Source organism: Carboxydothermus islandicus (genome assembly GCF_001950325.1).
In the GTDB taxonomy this organism is placed as follows: domain Bacteria; phylum Bacillota; class Z-2901; order Carboxydothermales; family Carboxydothermaceae; genus Carboxydothermus; species Carboxydothermus islandicus.
Genome location: NZ_BDJL01000035.1, coordinates 26,955 through 44,041 on the forward strand (window position 1 = coordinate 26,955; position 17,087 = coordinate 44,041).

Sequence of the window (17,087 nt, forward strand, 5' to 3'; positions counted from 1 at the left end):
TGTATGGGTAAGTTTACCAAGTTTTTGGCGGTCTTTACGATATCAACTATCTTATTTACCTATCCTGCCTTTGCGATGGGTAAAGGGATGATGAAGGGTGGAAGTCAGGGAAGTCAGACTTCTACAACCCAAACTTCTTCTTCAAGTTCAAGTCATGATCATTCGTCCAGCAGTAGCTCGAACAGCACCAGCAGCTCTTCCGGTTCAACTTCATCGGGCACATCCTCAAGCACCCATGACCATTCTTCTACCAGTACCAGTCAAACCGGTACTAACCAAACTGCAAGTCAAGCCAAAAAAATGGCTATGACGATGACCAAGGCTATGAGCAAAAAGGCTCCGGCGGGAAGTGCCAGCACTTTACAAAGCATGATGAAACAAATAGCAATGCAAATGAGAAATTCCCAGCAAAATTCTTCAACCCAGCTCCCCAGGATAGATGGACTAACAATTAATCCTACTGCTGTAAATTTTGAAAATGGACAAACGCTGGAAATATCTTTTAACTTAAATCAAATGGCAGTAGTAACGGCTGCAATTTATAACAGTGCCGGAAATAAAGTTAAAACCCTGCTCAACGGGATCCATTTAAATGCGGGAGTAAATAAAATAACCTGGACCGGAACCGATGACAGCGGCAATAAAGTAGCTGCTGGGAACTACGTGATCCAAATCACCCCTGCGGATATGATTTCCGGGAAGACCGGCGAAACTGTTTCGGCACAGTTTTCCGTAGGAAGTGTTAACAATACTGCCGATACCACAGCACCTCAAATTACCGGGCTTACGGTAACGCCTTCTACTATACCTTTGACAGGTGCAAATGTGACGATCAGCTTTGAAATCTCAGAAAACGCAAAAGTAACAGTTCAAGTGTTAAACAGCTCAAATCAGGTTATAGCTACTCCATTAAATAACGCTGACAAGAGCGCAGGAACAGTAACCGCAACCTGGGATGGTAAGGATTACTCCATGTATCCAACCATGATCATGAACCTGCAGGCAGGTACCTATACAATTAAAGTTACTGCAGTAGATGCCAGCGGCAATAGCAACACTGCTACCTTCCAAATTACTGCAGCGTAAAGACTGACGATAATGTATTAATGACCTAAAATAGGGTCGCCCCTTTAAACAGGTGCGGCACATAACAAACTCGCCTCGCGATAAGAGCTTAACAGGAACAGTCTGGGATGTACTCCTGAGCTGTTGACCTCTGCTATCTTAGCGCTTGTGTAAAAAATGTGTGCCGCACCTCATATTTTGCTTATTATTACAAGACCTAATAGAAGAGGAGGAAAAAAATGAAAAAAAGGTTTATTGCATTAATATTAAGTGGTCTACTATTACTCATGAACGCATTTCCGGTTTTAGCACATGCAGGGCAAACTACTACCTTTAAAGCAAAGTACGTTATAACCAAAGGAAGTAAAGTAAAATTTCAGTATAAAATGAGCAAAGCTGGTTCGTTTACCATTGAGCTGTATAATCCCCAAGGAAAATTAATAAAGCAACTTGCAAAAGGTAAGGTCAAAAAAGCCGGAACATACACCTATATTTGGCAAGGAACTTCTCCAGGAAATTATATTCTTAGAGCTTATTATATTTACGGTAAAAAGAAAGTTTTATTAAGTAGTTTAAACGTTACCGTAAACGATATTAACTTAAAGGTTTCTGCCTACCACGCTGTTTATGAAGCGGGTAAAGGAGTGCATATAGGTTTTGTTATCAATAAAAAGGCTACGGTATCTATAAGCGTTTATGATCATGATAACAAGCTTATAGCGACCTTACTGAACAAAAAGAGCTTTAATCCCGGTGAAGTAATGACCTACTGGGATCTTAAGGATTATTCCATGGCGCCTCAAATGGTAATGGACATTATGCCGGGAACCTATCATGTAAAAATTGAAATAGTAGAGGATAATGGTAGAAAGACTGTATTAATGCAACCGTTTACCGTAACAGAAGAAATGCTTAAGATGACCGAGATGATAACCGATTACCATGCAAATTATGAAAGCGGTAAGGGCGTTCATATAGGGTTTATGCTCCACAAAAAAGCTACCGTAACGGTAAATGTTTACGATCACAACAATAATTTTGTAGCTGGTCTAATCCAGCAAAAAGTATTTGAACCAGGAGATGTTATGACTTACTGGGACCTGAAAGATTACTCTATGGCTCCGGCAATGATAATGGATATTCAGCCCGGTACTTATCACATTAAAATTGAAGCTGTAGATGAAATGGGAATGAAAACTACTTTCGAACAACCCTTTACTGTAACGGCTGAAATGCTTACAGTAAAGTAGTAATTTCGGGACAGTCCCTCTTTTTATACTTAAAGTATAATTTTAGGGACTGTCCCTTTTTTTATACTTTTTTATAAAATCGGCCTTTTTGGCAAACGCTAAAAAAAATGAAAGGAGGCCGAGATTATGCGGGATGTGGATTTTGACCGGGGACTTCGGGAACGGAGTGAAGAAGCGCTTTTAATTAAATTAAAAGAAAGCGCCGTTGGCATGAATATCGATGTGAAAGACGGGGTGGTCAAGCTTCACGGGACGGTGGATGTGCTTTCTGAGAAAAAAGCGGCGGAAGAAATTATCCACCGCATTCCCGGGGTCAAAAGGGTAGAAAACGAGCTCACTGTAGCGCTGGATAACGGCAACTTTAGCGACCGGGAAATAGAAGAAGAATTAAACGATAAGCTTGCCAATGACCCGCGGATTGAGGGGGAGATAGGAGCTAAAGTTTCTAATGGCATAGTCACTTTACAGGGCAGAGTAGATGCTGCAATTAAAGAATTCTGGGCCCGGCAGGTAGCGGAAAGGACCCGGGGAGTTGTGGAAGTACGAAGTCAGGTAGAAGTATTGCCGGAAATGGAGGTAGATGACAGCAAACTTGCCAATGAAATCTCGCGGCAGCTCAATAATTCCCTGCACGTTAACCGCCGGGATATAGTCGTAGAAGTGGTAAACGGCGAGGTAACGTTAAAGGGAGTGGTGGACACTCCCGAACAGGCTCTCCAGGCGGAGCTGATTGCCTTAGGAGTCAAAGGTGTAAAACGGGTGGAAAAAGAGTTAGAGTTTCGCCACGGAGAAGATGAAGGCGATAAAAAGCTAACCAACGAGTTAAGAGAAGCTCTCGGTAAAGCCGGTCTTGCCATGGTCCGGGCAGTAGTGGTAGATGGAATTGCGTTTTTACACGGTAAAGTTGGTACCCCAGACCAACGTCACCGGGCCGAAGAAGTGGCGGCTAAAATTGAAGGAATCCGGGAAGTGCATAATGCCATTTACATAACGGTTCATTAATTAAAAACCAAAAAATCTTAAAAACTTCTCCACAAATCCTTAACAAATTTAAGCAGGAAATACCCCGCTTGAAGGCGAATTTATACACCAAAATAAAAAAAGCGGGGTTGTGCGGTATGTACTATTATTACAGCAATCAGGATAAAAAACCATCCTTTTTGAGCTATGTCTTGGTTTCCCTAATTTCAGCTATTATCGGTGGCCTTTTGGTGGTAATGTTTGTACCAGGCCTGGTGAAAGGAAATGCATCAACTACCGGGACTATAGAGAAAAGGGTTATTTATGAGGATAAAAGCCCGGTAGTTACGGTAGCCGAAGAAGTAGGACCGGCGGTGGTGGGGATTTCCAACAAAGTAACTTTCCGAGCCGGAGATGTACCACATAATAATGTAGAACAGGCTACCGGTTCAGGAGTTATTATTGATGCCAGAGGTTACATTGTTACCAATGAGCATGTAATTCGCAATGCTACTGATTTAACGGTAACCCTGGCAAACGGAAAACAATTCCCGGCCAAAGTAGTGGGCAAGGATCCCCGGACGGACCTGGCGGTAATAAAAATTGACCCCGGCAGCGAAAAACTCACGGTTGCCCGCTGGGGGGATTCGGATAAAATAAAAGTAGGGGAGCTGGCGGTAGCCATTGGAAACCCTTTAAGCCTTGATTTTGCAAGAACCGTTACTGCCGGTATAATTTCGGCGAAAAACCGAACTTTAAACATGGACGGCCAGCAGTATGAATTAATTCAAACCGATGCAGCTATAAACCCCGGAAACTCCGGCGGAGCCTTAGTAAATGCTGCTGGTGAGGTAATAGGCATAAACTCCATTAAAATCTCTCTCTCGGGGGTCGAAGGTTTGGGCTTTGCCATTCCGAGCAATATTGCCAAACCTATTGTGGAGGAGCTCATTAAAAACGGTAAAGTCGTTCGCCCCTGGATGGGGATTGAAGGACAAACTATTGACGAAGAATTTGCTGAATATAAGGGCTTAAAGCAGAAAAGCGGTGTATATGTAGTCCGGGTAGTAAAAGACGGACCATCGGCGAAAGCAGGCTTAAAAGATAACGATATCATCATCGAATTTGACGGAGTAAAAATCGAGAAGTTTGAAGATTTAAGGAATGCCGTTTTAAAACACAAAGTCGGTGACGAAGTAAAAGTGAAAGTACTGCGGGGCGATAAAGAGATGACCTTTAAAGTTAAACTTGGCGAAATGCCGGCGGAGTAAGGGATGGTACCGGCATCCTGTGACTTTTGCGACCGCATGCTCATATCTCTGGTGGTGTAAATGGAGATAACTATTGTTGCGGTAGGAAGGATCAAAGAAAAATATTTAAAAGAGGGGATAGCCGAGTATTTAAAACGGCTATCCCCTTATGCCCGTTTAGCGGTAATTGAGGTGGACGATGAAAATGCCCCGGAAAACCTATCGCCGACGGAAGCCGAAAAGGTAGTAAAAAAGGAAGGGGAGCGAATTTTAGCTAAGATCACCCCTTCTTCTTTTGTTATAGCTTTAGACCTCAAAGGCAAAAACCTTTCGTCGGAAGAGTTGGCGGATTTAATTGCCGAAAAACAGCTTGGGGGCCAAAGTAAAATGACCTTTATCATCGGCGGCTCCCTTGGCCTTTCCCAAGAGGTCTTGGAACGGGCGGACTTTAAGCTTTCTTTTGGCAGGATGACCTATCCCCACCAGTTGATGCGCTTAATCCTACTGGAACAAATTTACCGGGCGTTTAAGATAATCCGGGGGGAGCCGTATCATAAGTAGTGGGAACCCTGAGGAGTCAGAAGTAGCTTTTTGGATTATAAAAAGGAGGAAAAAGAAGGCAAGTTAAAACACAAGTTTACCAAAGATAGAGGAAAATGGGAAAGTTTCGAGGTGAAAAAAATGGCAGATATGTTAACAGACATCAAAAACTTTAAACCGGTATTCTGGCAAAATCCCAATAAACTTTCGGCCAATAAGGCTTTGGCCAGGATTGATTTTAGTTTTGATGATATCCTTGATGCTCAAAAGAGACTTCAGAGATTTGCCCCTCTTATAAAAAAACTTTTCCCCGAGACGGAAGACGGGATTATCGAATCGCCGTTAGTAGAAATTCCCCGGATGAAACAGGAAATTGAAAAGCTTTATGGCGGAAAAGTTAACGGAAGGCTTTTCTTAAAATGCGACAACTACTTAAAAGTAGCCGGTTCTATCAAAGCCCGGGGCGGTATATATGAAGTGTTAAAGCATGCCGAAACCCTTTTATTAGAAAATGGACTCATTACCCTGGAGGATGATTACTCCAAAATTTCTGAGGAGCGGTTTAAAAAATTTTTCAGTAATTACAAAGTAGCGGTGGGTTCTACCGGAAATTTGGGGCTTTCTATTGGAATTATGGCCGCAGCTTTAGGCTTTAAGGTAGATGTCCACATGTCCCATGATGCTAAGGAGTGGAAGAAAAAAATCTTAAGAGATCGCGGCGTAAATGTGATCGAATACCGGGAGGATTACTCCAAAGCGGTGGAGGAAGGCCGAAAAAAAGCGGCGGCGGAGAAAAACACTTATTTTGTTGATGATGAAAACTCCCGGGATTTGTTTTTGGGCTATTCTGTTGCGGCTTTACGGCTAAAAGAGCAGTTAGCGGAGCTTGGCATTGAAGTTAATAAACAAAACCCGCTTTATGTTTATCTGCCCTGCGGTGTAGGCGGGGCCCCGGGAGGCATTTCCTTTGGGCTAAAAACCATCTTTAAAGACGATGTTTACTGTTATTTTGTGGAGCCCACCCATTCACCCTGCATGCTTTTGGGGTTGATTACCCAGAAATTTTCCGCTATCCATGTAAGGGATTTTGGCCTCGATAACATTACCGAAGCGGATGGACTGGCGGTGGGGTCTCCTTCCAGGCTCGTAGCGGAAATAGCCAATATTTTAATTGACGGGATCTACACCATCGAAGATGAGGAACTTTTTAAGTTGTTAGCACTATTACAAGACAGCGAAAACATTAAAGTTGAGCCGTCGGCAGCAGCCTCGCTAAAAGGGCCGCTTTTAGTCAATAGTAGTACAAATGCGATCCATATTTCCTGGGCAACCGGAGGGATATTTATTCCAGAAGAGATTTACCGGGAAATGTATAAGAGGGGCAAAAGTTACCTTAAAGATACTGCCTTGTATTGACAAATTATAAGGTTTTATGTAGAATTATGCACGGTTTGACCGCCCAAATATTAATGGGCGTTTTCTTTTTTATTAAATTTATGGTAGCAGGAGGAGCAGTATGGAAGCAAAAAAACGGGAAACCTTTTCTTCTAGCCTTGCGGTCTTTTTTGCAACATTGGGTTCTGCCATAGGCCTTGGGAACATCTGGAGATTTCCCTACGTTACCGGCATGAACGGTGGCGGCGGTTTTCTTTTAATCTACTTTTTATGCATTTTGTTTGTGGGCATACCCATAATGATCAGTGAATTTTATATCGGAAGAAAAACCCGCAGTAACGCTGTAGGAGCTTTTAGAAAGTTAAACCATTCCAACTTTAAATTTATAGGGCTGATGGGTGTTGGAGCTGCGTTTTTAATTATGTTTTTTTACAGCTCCGTAGCAGGATGGGTTTATTCTTACGTTTTTAAAAGCATTATCGGAGAGTTTAACAATATAACCGTTGAAAAATCAAAAGAACTTTTTAACCTAACAATTTCTCATCCTTTTTATCCGATCCTCTGGCAGTTTATTGTTCTTTTGGTTGTAGCCACAATCTTGATTTTTGGTGTGAAAAAAGGAATAGAACGGGTTACCAAAACCTTGATGCCGGTCTTATTTCTTTTAATCTTAATCATTGACATCCGGGCATTAACTTTAGAAGGCGCCCGGGAAGGGGTAAACTTTTTAATTAACGTGGATTTTTCTAAAATAACCCGGGACAGTATTCTCATCGCCTTAGGCCTTGCTTTCTTTAAATTATCCATAGGTATGGGCACGATGATCACTTACGGCAGTTACTTTACCAGGGAAAACAACATGCCCGCCACAGCGGTAAAAGTGGCCTTTTCCGACACCCTGGTATCCCTTTTAGCCGGTTTGGCTATCTTTCCGGTAGTATTTACCTTTAATATGGAGCCGACAGCCGGACCGGGACTTTTATTTATCACCATTCCTTTGGTCTTTACTAAATTACCTTTGGGAACTGTTCTTTTAACTCTATTCTTTATCCTAACCTCAATCGCAGCCACTACGGCGATGATTTCCTTAGTAGAAGTACCGGTAGCTTATTTTACCGAAGAAAAAGGTATGGAGAGAAAGAAAGCGGTGCTTTTAACAACCACAATAATCTTTGTTTTTGGGGTATTTGCTACCTTATCAATGGGGGGAAGCCCGGTAATAAGCAACTTTAAATTATTTGGTAAAAACATTTTTGATTTATTTGATTATGTATCTTCAAATATCCTTTTACCTCTGGGGGGCTTATTTATTGCGATTTTTGTTGGCTACTTTGTAAAAAAAGAAGATTTATACCAGGAACTCGGCAACTTTGGTTTAATAAACAACCAGCGGATTATCGATTTCTTCTATCTTATTGTAAGATACGTAACCCCAATCCTGGTTATTGTAATCTTTTTAAATTCCCTGGGGCTTTTGGGGTAGGGTAGTATTGTAGCTAAAGCGGTGGAGAAAAGTTTAGACATTTACTTATATGCGTTAGGAGTAAAAGAAAACTAAACCAAAAAGGAGAATGCCCTTAGGAGGGTATTCTCCTTTAATTTTTTAATTTAACGTTTTAAAATACTCCTTGATTATTTCGTAGCTCTTTTTAAGCCTTACGGTATATTTTGGTTCTTCCCAACCTTCGTAGCTGTATTTTAAAAGCTTAAAGTTATTTTCTCCCGGGAAGAGGTCTACTACTTTTCCTCCCTCTTTTAAAATTAAAGTTACCACAATCCCATTGGTAGTGGTGGTCTTTAATTGATCCCGGCTAAGGATGTTATATTTTCCAGGGTCGTGCAGTACTCTTTTGCTTGAAGGGTCGGTAAAGTTAAGCTTGTTCCAGGGAAGCCTGATATAAAGCATGTTACCCTCCACATACCAGGCGTGACTGGAGTCCGTAAAGTCCCCAAAGTTTAAGGTACTTCCATCCTGGTAAATGGGTTTTATATGCCTTCCATCTTTAGTTACCCGCTCCTTATTGATAAGCGGCCGGATTTCCGTAAAGACACCTTTATAGCTTTTCTGGGAGGCAAACTTAAAATCACCGATATTGTAACTGGGGTGAGCCAGGATTTTTAATTTACCCTTTTGAAGTTTTAGTAAAAACTCCATGCCTGACGGAGCGGTTAGATTTAAGCCCGGTTCATACTTATATTCGCCCAAATTCCGGTCATAAGTATCGAGACCGATTAACAGCTCATCCTTTGCTAAGTCTATCTTTTGGGCAAATTCAATATCTAAGTAAAGATATGTTTCATCATTGGTAATGTTTAAAGATTTAATATTGCCCGAATCGGAAATAGTAAGCCCCGTTTCGGGTTTTAGCGTTTCGAAAGCTAAAATCCCATAATTTTGCTCGGGGTCAATGGCGTTATGCCACAGAACATGGCGTTCATAAGGTATCATAAACGGTTCGGTCAGCCAGGTCTTTTTTGCCCACTCGTCAATCCATTCAAAGATACTTCCACCAATATACCCTTCCCGTTTAATGGCTTCCATCATCCGTACAATACCTTTACCCTGGGTTATTTCATCAAGCCCCCCGTGATTGTAGCCATCGGGGTTAGTATGGGCATTGCCCATACCGGTAGAAAGGCCAAACTCTGCTACCAGCGCCGGGAATTTTCGGTGGACTGCTATGAATTCCTTTAAATATCCACCGTACATAAACCGGCCCTGTTCATCGTAATATTTCATATATTTTTCTTCATTGTTCATAAAGTCCGGGTAGTTGGGGTAGATATGGTAAGCTCCGAAAAAGCCTGCCTTGTTTTTGGGAGCTGTGTCAAAGTTATTAATGTTTACGGATACTTTGTCATTGTATTCTAAGTCTTTGCGTCCGGCGACATTGTATTCCGAGTCGTGCTCTATTGGGTCTAAGGTTGGCCAGCTCACGATAGCGACCGGATGCTGCATTTTATATTTATTATCTTCATATTTTAGGACATAATCGCAGCTTTCCGCCAGCCAGCTTTCCGTAGGTGAACCGTGGCTTAAAAGGTACTCTCCGGTGAACTTGTAGTCTTTATTTTTTTCATTTGTACTGATAACTTCTTCCGGCTCAAGCTCCCGACCAACCAGGTAAGCAATGGTCCAGTATGACACATCGGCATCATACTTACCATAAGCCCGACCCTTTCGCTCCGGGATGTCGGCTTTTCCGTGGATGGCGTTTATTACATTTTCAATTTCCTTTTTAAAGCTACTAAAATACTCTTTATTTAGATAGTTTTGTTCCGGGGGGTTTTCTTCTGGCCAGATTTCCTGCATGAGATATAAAGGCTTATCCGGCTGCGTTTCGTTAAAATACTTTAAGGCCCGGTAAAAAGCAGGTGGAGCTAAGGTATATAACCTCACGGTATTGGCGTTTATTCCGGATATTAAAGTAAACCAGTCCAGGTAAGTACCTTCATCCTGCGGCATTTCGGTAAACCATTTTCCGGGAAGGGCTAATCCAAGGTTTACCCCTTTAATATAAAAATCCTGCCACTTGCCCTTGTGATAAACTTTAAATTTTTGCCCTTCGATTTTAGCTATAAGTTTTGTTCCGCGGTCTTCAAAATACTCGGGTTTTACCGGTGTTACGGCATAATGCTTGGTTTCATTAATGATCGTCTTCATTACAGGTAAATAAACCTGCCAGAAAAAGGCTTCATTATTACCTTCAGTAGCGAATTTAAAGTGTTTGTTATAAAAGGGAATAAGGCTGTATTTATAAAAAGACGGAATATTGTTGGTATCCGCAAAATCTCCGGCAAAATAATAGGCAGTATAATCGCCGGTACTCTTTTTTAAAATTGCCGGGAAAGTTGCAGGTAAATTGTATTTTTTAAGTTTTTCGGCGCCTTTGCTGGTTAGATGTAAATTAAAATCGGCGATGACAGTAGAGTCAGTACTGCTGAGTATTTCAAACCAGTAGTAATAGTTAACGTTGGCTTTAGCACCGTACTTTTGGGCAAAGTTTTTTCGAAACTTTATTTGGAGTTTATCACTTGTAAAATCTTTTTTATCTTCTAAAACCAACACAGTGTTATCCTGATAAATAAACACAAAGCCGCCGCCTTCAAAATTCCAGTCTTGATGGTACTGATTTTCATAAGCTTTTATCACCCAGGTAGGGACTTCCATACCTTTTTTTAAATCCACATAATACCGACCAATCCAGCCACTCCACTTAAAGCCAAAGATTTTTTGGAGCTCCTGACTTACCTTTTCCGAAGTAGGGTATTCAATCGTATTAAATTCTGAAACAATGGTAGTCCCTTTTTGCAGATTGGCTTTTATTTTAAAAAGCTCGGTTTCGGTTAGACCGCCGTAAATAAGCTTTGACCGGGTACCTTCTTTATTTTCTTTATTTAAATCGTCGGTATATACTCCGTAAGTATCGGCAAGATAGATAAGATCCGGTTTGAGGCCACTTATTTCTTTTATTTCATAAGTATCACCTTTGGGGAAAAAGCCAAAATAATCGGTTTTAAAGTTGTAATCCTGCCCGTCCTGATTTCTTACTTTAAAAAAATTTAAGATCCAGAAAAGCCCTTTGTGTTCCCGAAATTCAGTGGTAGGTACGGTTTTATCCACGACCCAGATATTCAAAGTTTTTATAGGCTGCAGGTGCCAGAGAAAATAGGGGATAAAAAAAATAAACACCACAGCGAAAATAAACAATATTCTTGGCAATTGTTTTTTAAGTGACATAACACCACTCCCTGGATTAATCTTAACAAAAAATCAGTGAATTGAGAATTATCTGTATTTTAAAATTTACAAAAAATTACCAAAGATATATAATGAAATAAAAAAATAAGGATTTAGCAGCAAAAGATATTAATTTAATTCTGAAAAAAGACGATGAAAAAATGTATGAATATAAAAGACGGGTGAAGGACAGAGGAGCTTAGCGGGTGAAATTATGGGAGCTAAGAAAGATTCTTTTTACCTTCAAAGTGTTGCTGAGGACTTATTTATTGAAATTTTTTCTGAAGTTTTTGGAGTTGAGAAAACAAAATATTTATTTTACCAGTATCCGGTGGTAGATATTTACGGACGAAGCCGATTTATTGATTTTGCCCTGGAATGTGGTTTTGAAAAAATAGCAATTGAAATTGATGGAGAAAGGTTTCATAGCCCCTATAAAATTAATGAAAGTAAGTATTTTGATGATCTTACCAAGCAAAATAGCCTTATCTACCAGAACTGGAAAGTTTATCGCTGGGCCTATAAACAATTAAAGGACCAAAGAGAAAAAGTTAAAGATGAGCTTTTGACTTTTCTGGGGGAGTTACCTTACTTTAGAGAATTTGAGGAATTTTTACCGAAACAAAAAGGTAAGGTATTCGAACTTAAAACTCACCAGCAAGAAGCACTTAAAAATCTTGAAGAAATGCGCCGAAGAGGTGAAACTATTGCCCTTTTATACCATGCGACCGGAACGGGAAAAACCGTTACTGCAATTACCGATGCGAAAAATCTGGGATTAAGGACGTTATTTCTTGCCCATACAAAAGAATTAGTTTATCAGGCTAAAAACAAATTCCTTGAGTTATGGCCAGGAAAAACGGTGGGACTTTTTCTTGAAGATAAGCGGGAAAAAGATAGTTATATAGTTTGTGGAAGTGTGCAAAGTGTTAGCCAGAACCTTGAATATTTCTATCCCGAAGATTTTGGTTATTTAATAATTGATGAAGCTCATCATTCGGCGGCGGACACTTACCGAAAAATTCTTGGCTATTTTAAGCCTAAATTTACTTTGGGCCTTACTGCCACTCCGGAACGGATGGACGGGGAAAATATCCTGGAGATGTTTAAAAATGTGGCCCATAAACTTGATTTGAAAACAGCGGTGGAGATAGGAGAGCTTGTTCCAATTCGCTGTATTAGGGTGAAAACCAATGTGGATATTTCGGATGTAAGGTTTAACGGTATAAAGTACAACTCTCAGGATTTAGAAAGTAAAATTTTTATACCAGAAAGAAACAAAATCATTGTTGAAACATATTTAAACTATGTAAAAAACAAAAAAACAGTTATTTTTTGTGCTTCAGTAAAACATGCTGAAGAAATAGCGAAATTGCTTCAGGAAAAGGGAGTAAATGCTAAAGCGGTATCGGGCAAGATGTCTTCAACAGAAAGAAATAATATTTTAAAAGAATATGAATATGGCAGTGTGGATGTGTTATGTGCCTGTGACCTTTTAAATGAGGGATGGGATAGTCCGAGGACCGAAGTTTTGTTTATGGCTCGGCCGACAATGTCCAAAACAATTTACCTGCAGCAGCTGGGGCGGGGAACCCGGAAAGCACCGGGGAAAGAATATCTTTTGGTGTTTGATTTTATTGATAATGCCAATCTTTTTAACATGCCGTTATCGTTACATCGCTTGTTTAAAATTGATAAATACCGTCCCTTAGAGTATGTCCTTGCGCCGGAGGATTTAAAGAAACAAGAAGATAAAATGCTGATGGTAGGCGAAAAACCCGCAGTTTACTTGGATTTTCCGGTGGAAGTTACCGATTATGAGTATGTTGAACTTTTTAACTGGCAGGATAAAGTAAGCAACATGGTATCCCAGTTAGAGTTTGTGCGTATGGTGGATGTTCAGAGTGAAACAATTGCCCGTTACATCCGGGAAGGGAAGATAATACCGGACTTTCAGGTACCGGTAGGGTCAAAAACTTTTAACTATTTCGAAAAAGAGACTGTCCATCGTTATGCCAGACAATACGGCTGGAAAATAATTACCCAGGAGAACTTAAAGGAAATATTCCTGGAAATGGTTAAAAAAATGGATATGTCTTATTCTTATAAACCTGTGCTTTTAAAGGCAATGCTAACCCATGCCGATGAGCAGGGACGGGTTCTGCTGGAAGATGTGGTAAACTATTTTCTTAAATTTTATGAAGATAGAAGGCAGAAAGGATTGGTAGTTGAAAAGAAAAACAGTATTTACTGCCAGGAAAATCCGCCAAGAAATGAGGTATTAAGAAATATTTTAGCCAATCCCTTTAAAAGATTTGAAGATATGCGGATAATGAGAAAGGCTAAGGATTTGGAGTATATTGAATTTAATCCGCATATCTGGCGCAAGTTGACGGTGGATGAAAAGGACTGGATTTTATCCTGGTGCGATCAAAAATTAGAAGAATATTTTAGTAAACTAAAGGATGAGGGATGAACATGTGTGTCTTTTGTGAAATTTACCAGAAAGAAAAAGAAAAAATTATAGCCGAAAATAATCTGGCTTTTGCTATTTTTGATGCTTACCCGGTTAATCCCGGCCATTCTTTAATAATCCCTAAAAGGCATTATCCAGACTTTTTTCAGTCTACGGTAGAAGAAATATCCGCTATTTATGATTTGCTTCAGAAAGTAAAAAAGATACTGGATGAGAAATATCATCCTGACGGATACAATGTTGGGGTAAACATTGGCGAAACTGCAGGGCAGACGGTTTTTCACCTGCACGTTCATTTAATCCCGCGCTTTAAAGGGGATGTAGAAAATCCCCGGGGAGGGGTGAGGAACTTTAAGAATCCTTTAGTGGAATATAAATAAGGGGGCATGTTCCATGGGCTTTCGCTTTCGTAAATCTGTAAGCCTTGGCAAGCTTTTTCGGGTGAACTTCTCCAAAAGGGGCGTGGGCTTTTCCGTTGGGGTGCCGGGGTTCAGGATATCTCTTGGTGCGGATAAAAAAATTAGAAGGACCGTAGGCATACCAGGAACCGGTATTTCTTATACTGAAACTATTGGCGATCTTGGTGGTAAAAAAGAAGTTAGGACCTGTCCGGCCTGCGGCAAAAGGGTTGGTAAAACGAGTAATTACTGCGATCGGTGCGGGACAAAGTTGTAATGATAAAAGCCATCCTTCCTTTGGGGGAAGATGGCTTTAATTTTTCGTCAAGCTTAGCGTTTTCTTCGCTTTTTGTTGTAGATATCATAGGTGGACTGCTTTCTTAAGCCGGGGTCGTCTCGATTTAAAATAAAGCTTGGAATTTCCATGTTCATAAATTTTACGTATTCTTCTTTGATTTCGGCGTTTAAAGAGACGAAATGTTTTTCTTTAGCCTGTAATTCTTGCTGGAGGCGTTTTAGGCTTTCTACATCACCCCGGTCGGCGTAGAAGATGGTTTTTTCCCGGGCTTCAAGGATTTCCCGGTAGGCTATTTCCTCGACAACTTCCCTGTTGATTTTTTCCCAGAGGGACTGGTCGGCCGAGAATTTTAAGGGGAAGGTAAAGGTTTTGGTAACGGTTTCGAGGGTGTTGGCATCAAAATATTGAAGTTCGATATTTACCGGGAGCTCCTGAGGTACAGAGACGTTTTCCACCTGGATTGAAAGCAAAAGGCGCTGACTTTGGCCGGCATACAGTTCGTCGAGGTCGATGGTGAGGCTGGTTTTACTGTGAAATTTTGCTTTTATGTCGTAAATTCTTACCGGGACGATAAGTTCCGGGAAGTTTAAGGTAAGTTTGATGTTTTGGGCAGAGATTTTGGATAGTCCGTTTAATTCCTGTTCAAAAAAAGCCGGGATGCGGTTGGGGGTGTTGATATAATAGTAGTTGCCTTTACCGGCGTCCACTAACGACATTAAAAGATCTTCGTCAAAATCTATTCCTACTCCAAGGCAGGTCAGGGTTTTATTTTTTAGGGTATTATTTGCGACGATTGCGATAAGATCCTGGGGGTTGGTAATACCTACATTGGCCAGACCATCGGTTAGGAGGATTACCCGGTTTATAGCCTGGTCGGAGAAGAAGCGGTCAAGTTCGCTGTAACCCTGGAGAAGGCCGCCGCTTAAATTGGTCATTCCGGTGGCATAGATTTTAGAAACTTCCTGAATAAGTTCCCGGGAGTTTACTACTCTGGTACCGGGGAATATAGTGTAGACGTTGCTATTAAAAGTAGTCAGGGAGGCTGCATCGTCGGCGGTAAGCTGCTTTAAAGCAAAGATTACAGCTTCTTTGACGTATTCAACTTTGCTTCCGGACATGGAGCCGCTGCTGTCTAAAACAAAGGCTAAGTTTAACGGGGTATTGCGCTTGTAATCTTTGGCCAGAGGGGCGTTTAGTTCAAAAAGTAAGTGAAAAGTAGTAGCGCGATTTAAAGGTAAGTACTCTTTTTCGGTGAGAAAATTTAAAGTTAAAGACATTTCCACCACTCCCTTGACTTAAAGTCAATTTTAATATAACACACCAAGTAAATAAGCGTCAAGATAAAAATTGACATTAAGTTAAAATTTTTATATATTAGGGTTGAAAACACGATGATCTGGGAGGCAATTTTATGGGCAGCAAAGGGGAAAAGTTTATTCTGTGGCTTCGGGAAGTTACCGGACTTACGCAAAACGAGATTGCCGAAAAGCTTGGGGTGTCTCCAAGCCTTATCTCCAAAATTGCTAAAGGAGAGCGGGGGACTTCGGTCGAGTTTTTAAAAAAAGTAGCGGCTAAGTTTCAATTGCCGTTAGAGACGGTTTACGAAAAGGCAGGGCTTTTGGATGAAAGGGATGAGTATTCTTATTACAATCCTTTTTTACAGGAAAGAAAAACTCATAAGAGTTATGAACCGGCCGTTTTATATTCCAAAAGTTACAGTGAGGAAATGGATTATCCGCGGAAAATAAAAGAACTGGAAGAAAAGCTTTATAAGCTTCGAAATCCCCGGTATGCTTTGGAATACAGTCTTCAGGGAAAGCTTCCGCCCAAGGTGATTGAGAAGTTAATTAAAATTGTGGAACTGGAGATAAGGTATCATGAGAAATAAATATAATTGCTTGGTTTTCTAAAGTAAGGTAAAATAAGGAAAAGGATATTTTTGGTGGTGGGGTTTATGAATGATTATATCGAAAACAAGAAGATTGACAGTTTATTAAATGAACTTGTTATGGAGCTGCAAAAAGTATATGGGACAAAATTAAAAGATGTAATCCTTTTTGGTTCATACGGTAGAGGAGAACAAGACAAGGAATCAGATATAGATATTGCGGTAATTGTGGATATGGATGATGAAGAATTAAAAAAGTATGAAGAGAAACTTAATGATATTGCTGGGGAATATGGATATAGATATCTTAAAGTTATATCGCTTATAGATATTAGTTATAATAAATTTAAAAAATATAAAGATGTTGTACCTTTTTATAGGACTATAGAAAATGAAGGGGTTACATTATATGGATGAAAAAATAATAACACTTTCAAAATATAGGCTTCAAAAAGCAAAAGAAGACTTAGAGGCTGCAAAGTTAAACTTTGAAAATAAGTTATTTAAAGCATCTATTAATAGGTCATATTATGCAATATTTCATGGGATTAGGGCTGTCAATGCAATAAAACAATTTGATTCAAAAAAGCACTCGGGAGTTATATCTTATTTTAATCAAAATTTTATTCACACTGGAATATTTGATAAAAATGTTTATAAATTAATAACTTCGGCTTATAAAATTAGAGAAAAGTCTGATTATGATGATTTTTATATTGCCACAAAAGAAGAAGCTGAAAAACAGTTAAAAAATGCAGAGAAGTTTTTATTAATTATCGAGGAATATTTAAATAAAAAAGTGTATTATGACACTTTATAGAATTAA

Annotated in this window: 15 protein-coding genes; 13 read left to right on the plus strand and 2 right to left on the minus strand. The window is 40.0% G+C overall.

The genetic code is table 11. The annotated features are described in order from the left end of the window. The first annotated feature begins 3 nt into the window (after positions 1-3). The 7 genes from ciss_RS05825 (at position 4) to ciss_RS05855 (ending at position 7,943) form a co-directional block, all read left to right on the plus strand. On the plus strand, positions 4-1,086 hold the full coding sequence (locus ciss_RS05825) for a FlgD immunoglobulin-like domain containing protein (protein WP_075865348.1): 1,083 nt from the start codon (positions 4-6) through the stop codon (positions 1,084-1,086). Positions 1,087-1,304: 218 nt separating this feature from the next. Next, on the plus strand, positions 1,305-2,315 hold the full coding sequence (locus ciss_RS05830; protein ID WP_075865349.1) for a hypothetical protein: 1,011 nt from the start codon (positions 1,305-1,307) through the stop codon (positions 2,313-2,315). Between the two features lie 126 nt (positions 2,316-2,441). Then, complete coding sequence (locus ciss_RS05835; protein WP_075865350.1) at positions 2,442-3,317, plus strand: BON domain-containing protein; 876 nt, start codon at positions 2,442-2,444, stop codon at positions 3,315-3,317. Positions 3,318-3,433: 116 nt separating this feature from the next. Continuing rightward, entirely contained in the window at positions 3,434-4,546 is a 1,113-nt protein-coding gene (locus ciss_RS05840) for a S1C family serine protease (RefSeq protein ID WP_075865351.1), read from the plus strand. A gap of 60 nt (positions 4,547-4,606) precedes the next feature. Further along, the gene (rlmH, locus tag ciss_RS05845; RefSeq protein WP_075865352.1) at positions 4,607-5,086 is read left to right on the plus strand and encodes a 23S rRNA (pseudouridine(1915)-N(3))-methyltransferase RlmH; all 480 of its coding nucleotides are present in this window, start codon (positions 4,607-4,609) and stop codon (positions 5,084-5,086) included. A gap of 120 nt (positions 5,087-5,206) precedes the next feature. Further along, positions 5,207-6,481: a D-serine ammonia-lyase gene (dsdA, locus tag ciss_RS05850; RefSeq protein WP_075865450.1), complete on the plus strand. Its 1,275-nt coding sequence runs from the start codon at positions 5,207-5,209 to the stop codon at positions 6,479-6,481. 100 nt (positions 6,482-6,581) lie between these two features. Next, positions 6,582-7,943 (plus strand): sodium-dependent transporter, encoded by a 1,362-nt coding sequence (locus tag ciss_RS05855; protein WP_075865353.1) that lies wholly within the window; start codon positions 6,582-6,584, stop codon positions 7,941-7,943. A gap of 120 nt (positions 7,944-8,063) precedes the next feature. Here the strand turns inward: ciss_RS05855 and ciss_RS05860 are convergent, their stop codons facing one another. Next, entirely contained in the window at positions 8,064-11,201 is a 3,138-nt protein-coding gene (locus ciss_RS05860) for a hypothetical protein (RefSeq protein WP_075865354.1), read from the minus strand. 214 nt (positions 11,202-11,415) lie between these two features. On the opposite strand from ciss_RS05860, the gene ciss_RS05865 reads away from it, so the two are divergent. From ciss_RS05865 to ciss_RS05875, 3 genes are read left to right on the plus strand one after another with little or no spacing between them, the layout of a single operon-like run. Beyond that, positions 11,416-13,677, plus strand: a complete 2,262-nt coding sequence (locus ciss_RS05865; protein WP_075865355.1) for a DEAD/DEAH box helicase — start codon at positions 11,416-11,418, stop codon at positions 13,675-13,677. A 2-nt stretch (positions 13,678-13,679) separates the two neighbouring features. Further along, positions 13,680-14,057 (plus strand): HIT family protein, encoded by a 378-nt coding sequence (locus tag ciss_RS05870; RefSeq protein WP_235837262.1) that lies wholly within the window; start codon positions 13,680-13,682, stop codon positions 14,055-14,057. Between the two features lie 13 nt (positions 14,058-14,070). Then, positions 14,071-14,352 carry a DUF4236 domain-containing protein gene (locus tag ciss_RS05875; RefSeq protein WP_075865357.1) on the plus strand — a complete coding sequence of 94 codons (282 nt, stop codon included), beginning with the start codon at positions 14,071-14,073 and terminating at the stop codon, positions 14,350-14,352. Between the two features lie 53 nt (positions 14,353-14,405). Here ciss_RS05875 and ciss_RS05880 read toward each other — a convergent pair whose 3' ends face one another. After that, positions 14,406-15,650 (minus strand): VWA domain-containing protein, encoded by a 1,245-nt coding sequence (locus tag ciss_RS05880; protein WP_075865358.1) that lies wholly within the window; start codon positions 15,648-15,650, stop codon positions 14,406-14,408. A 134-nt stretch (positions 15,651-15,784) separates the two neighbouring features. Here ciss_RS05880 and ciss_RS05885 point away from each other — a divergent pair, with 134 nt between their 5' ends. From ciss_RS05885 to ciss_RS05895, 3 genes are all read left to right on the plus strand, one after another. Next, the gene (locus ciss_RS05885; protein WP_075865359.1) at positions 15,785-16,261 is read left to right on the plus strand and encodes a helix-turn-helix domain-containing protein; all 477 of its coding nucleotides are present in this window, start codon (positions 15,785-15,787) and stop codon (positions 16,259-16,261) included. Between the two features lie 66 nt (positions 16,262-16,327). After that, the gene (locus tag ciss_RS05890; RefSeq protein ID WP_075865360.1) at positions 16,328-16,678 is read left to right on the plus strand and encodes a nucleotidyltransferase domain-containing protein; all 351 of its coding nucleotides are present in this window, start codon (positions 16,328-16,330) and stop codon (positions 16,676-16,678) included. Further along, positions 16,671-17,081, plus strand: a complete 411-nt coding sequence (locus ciss_RS05895; RefSeq protein ID WP_075865361.1) for a HEPN domain-containing protein — start codon at positions 16,671-16,673, stop codon at positions 17,079-17,081. Before ciss_RS05890 ends, ciss_RS05895 begins: the two co-directional genes overlap by 8 nt. The last annotated feature ends 6 nt before the right edge of the window (positions 17,082-17,087 follow it).

Coding starts and splice junctions, on each gene's coding strand:
- ciss_RS05825 (WP_075865348.1), top strand. CDS start 4: ATGGGTAAGTTTACCAAGTTTTTGGCGGTCTTTACGATATCAACTATC.
- ciss_RS05830 (WP_075865349.1), top strand. CDS start 1,305: ATGAAAAAAAGGTTTATTGCATTAATATTAAGTGGTCTACTATTACTC.
- ciss_RS05835 (WP_075865350.1), top strand. CDS start 2,442: ATGCGGGATGTGGATTTTGACCGGGGACTTCGGGAACGGAGTGAAGAA.
- ciss_RS05840 (WP_075865351.1), top strand. CDS start 3,434: ATGTACTATTATTACAGCAATCAGGATAAAAAACCATCCTTTTTGAGC.
- rlmH (WP_075865352.1), top strand. CDS start 4,607: ATGGAGATAACTATTGTTGCGGTAGGAAGGATCAAAGAAAAATATTTA.
- dsdA (WP_075865450.1), top strand. CDS start 5,207: ATGGCAGATATGTTAACAGACATCAAAAACTTTAAACCGGTATTCTGG.
- ciss_RS05855 (WP_075865353.1), top strand. CDS start 6,582: ATGGAAGCAAAAAAACGGGAAACCTTTTCTTCTAGCCTTGCGGTCTTT.
- ciss_RS05860 (WP_075865354.1), bottom strand. CDS start 11,201: ATGTCACTTAAAAAACAATTGCCAAGAATATTGTTTATTTTCGCTGTG.
- ciss_RS05865 (WP_075865355.1), top strand. CDS start 11,416: ATGGGAGCTAAGAAAGATTCTTTTTACCTTCAAAGTGTTGCTGAGGAC.
- ciss_RS05870 (WP_235837262.1), top strand. CDS start 13,680: ATGTGTGTCTTTTGTGAAATTTACCAGAAAGAAAAAGAAAAAATTATA.
- ciss_RS05875 (WP_075865357.1), top strand. CDS start 14,071: ATGGGCTTTCGCTTTCGTAAATCTGTAAGCCTTGGCAAGCTTTTTCGG.
- ciss_RS05880 (WP_075865358.1), bottom strand. CDS start 15,650: ATGTCTTTAACTTTAAATTTTCTCACCGAAAAAGAGTACTTACCTTTA.
- ciss_RS05885 (WP_075865359.1), top strand. CDS start 15,785: ATGGGCAGCAAAGGGGAAAAGTTTATTCTGTGGCTTCGGGAAGTTACC.
- ciss_RS05890 (WP_075865360.1), top strand. CDS start 16,328: ATGAATGATTATATCGAAAACAAGAAGATTGACAGTTTATTAAATGAA.
- ciss_RS05895 (WP_075865361.1), top strand. CDS start 16,671: ATGGATGAAAAAATAATAACACTTTCAAAATATAGGCTTCAAAAAGCA.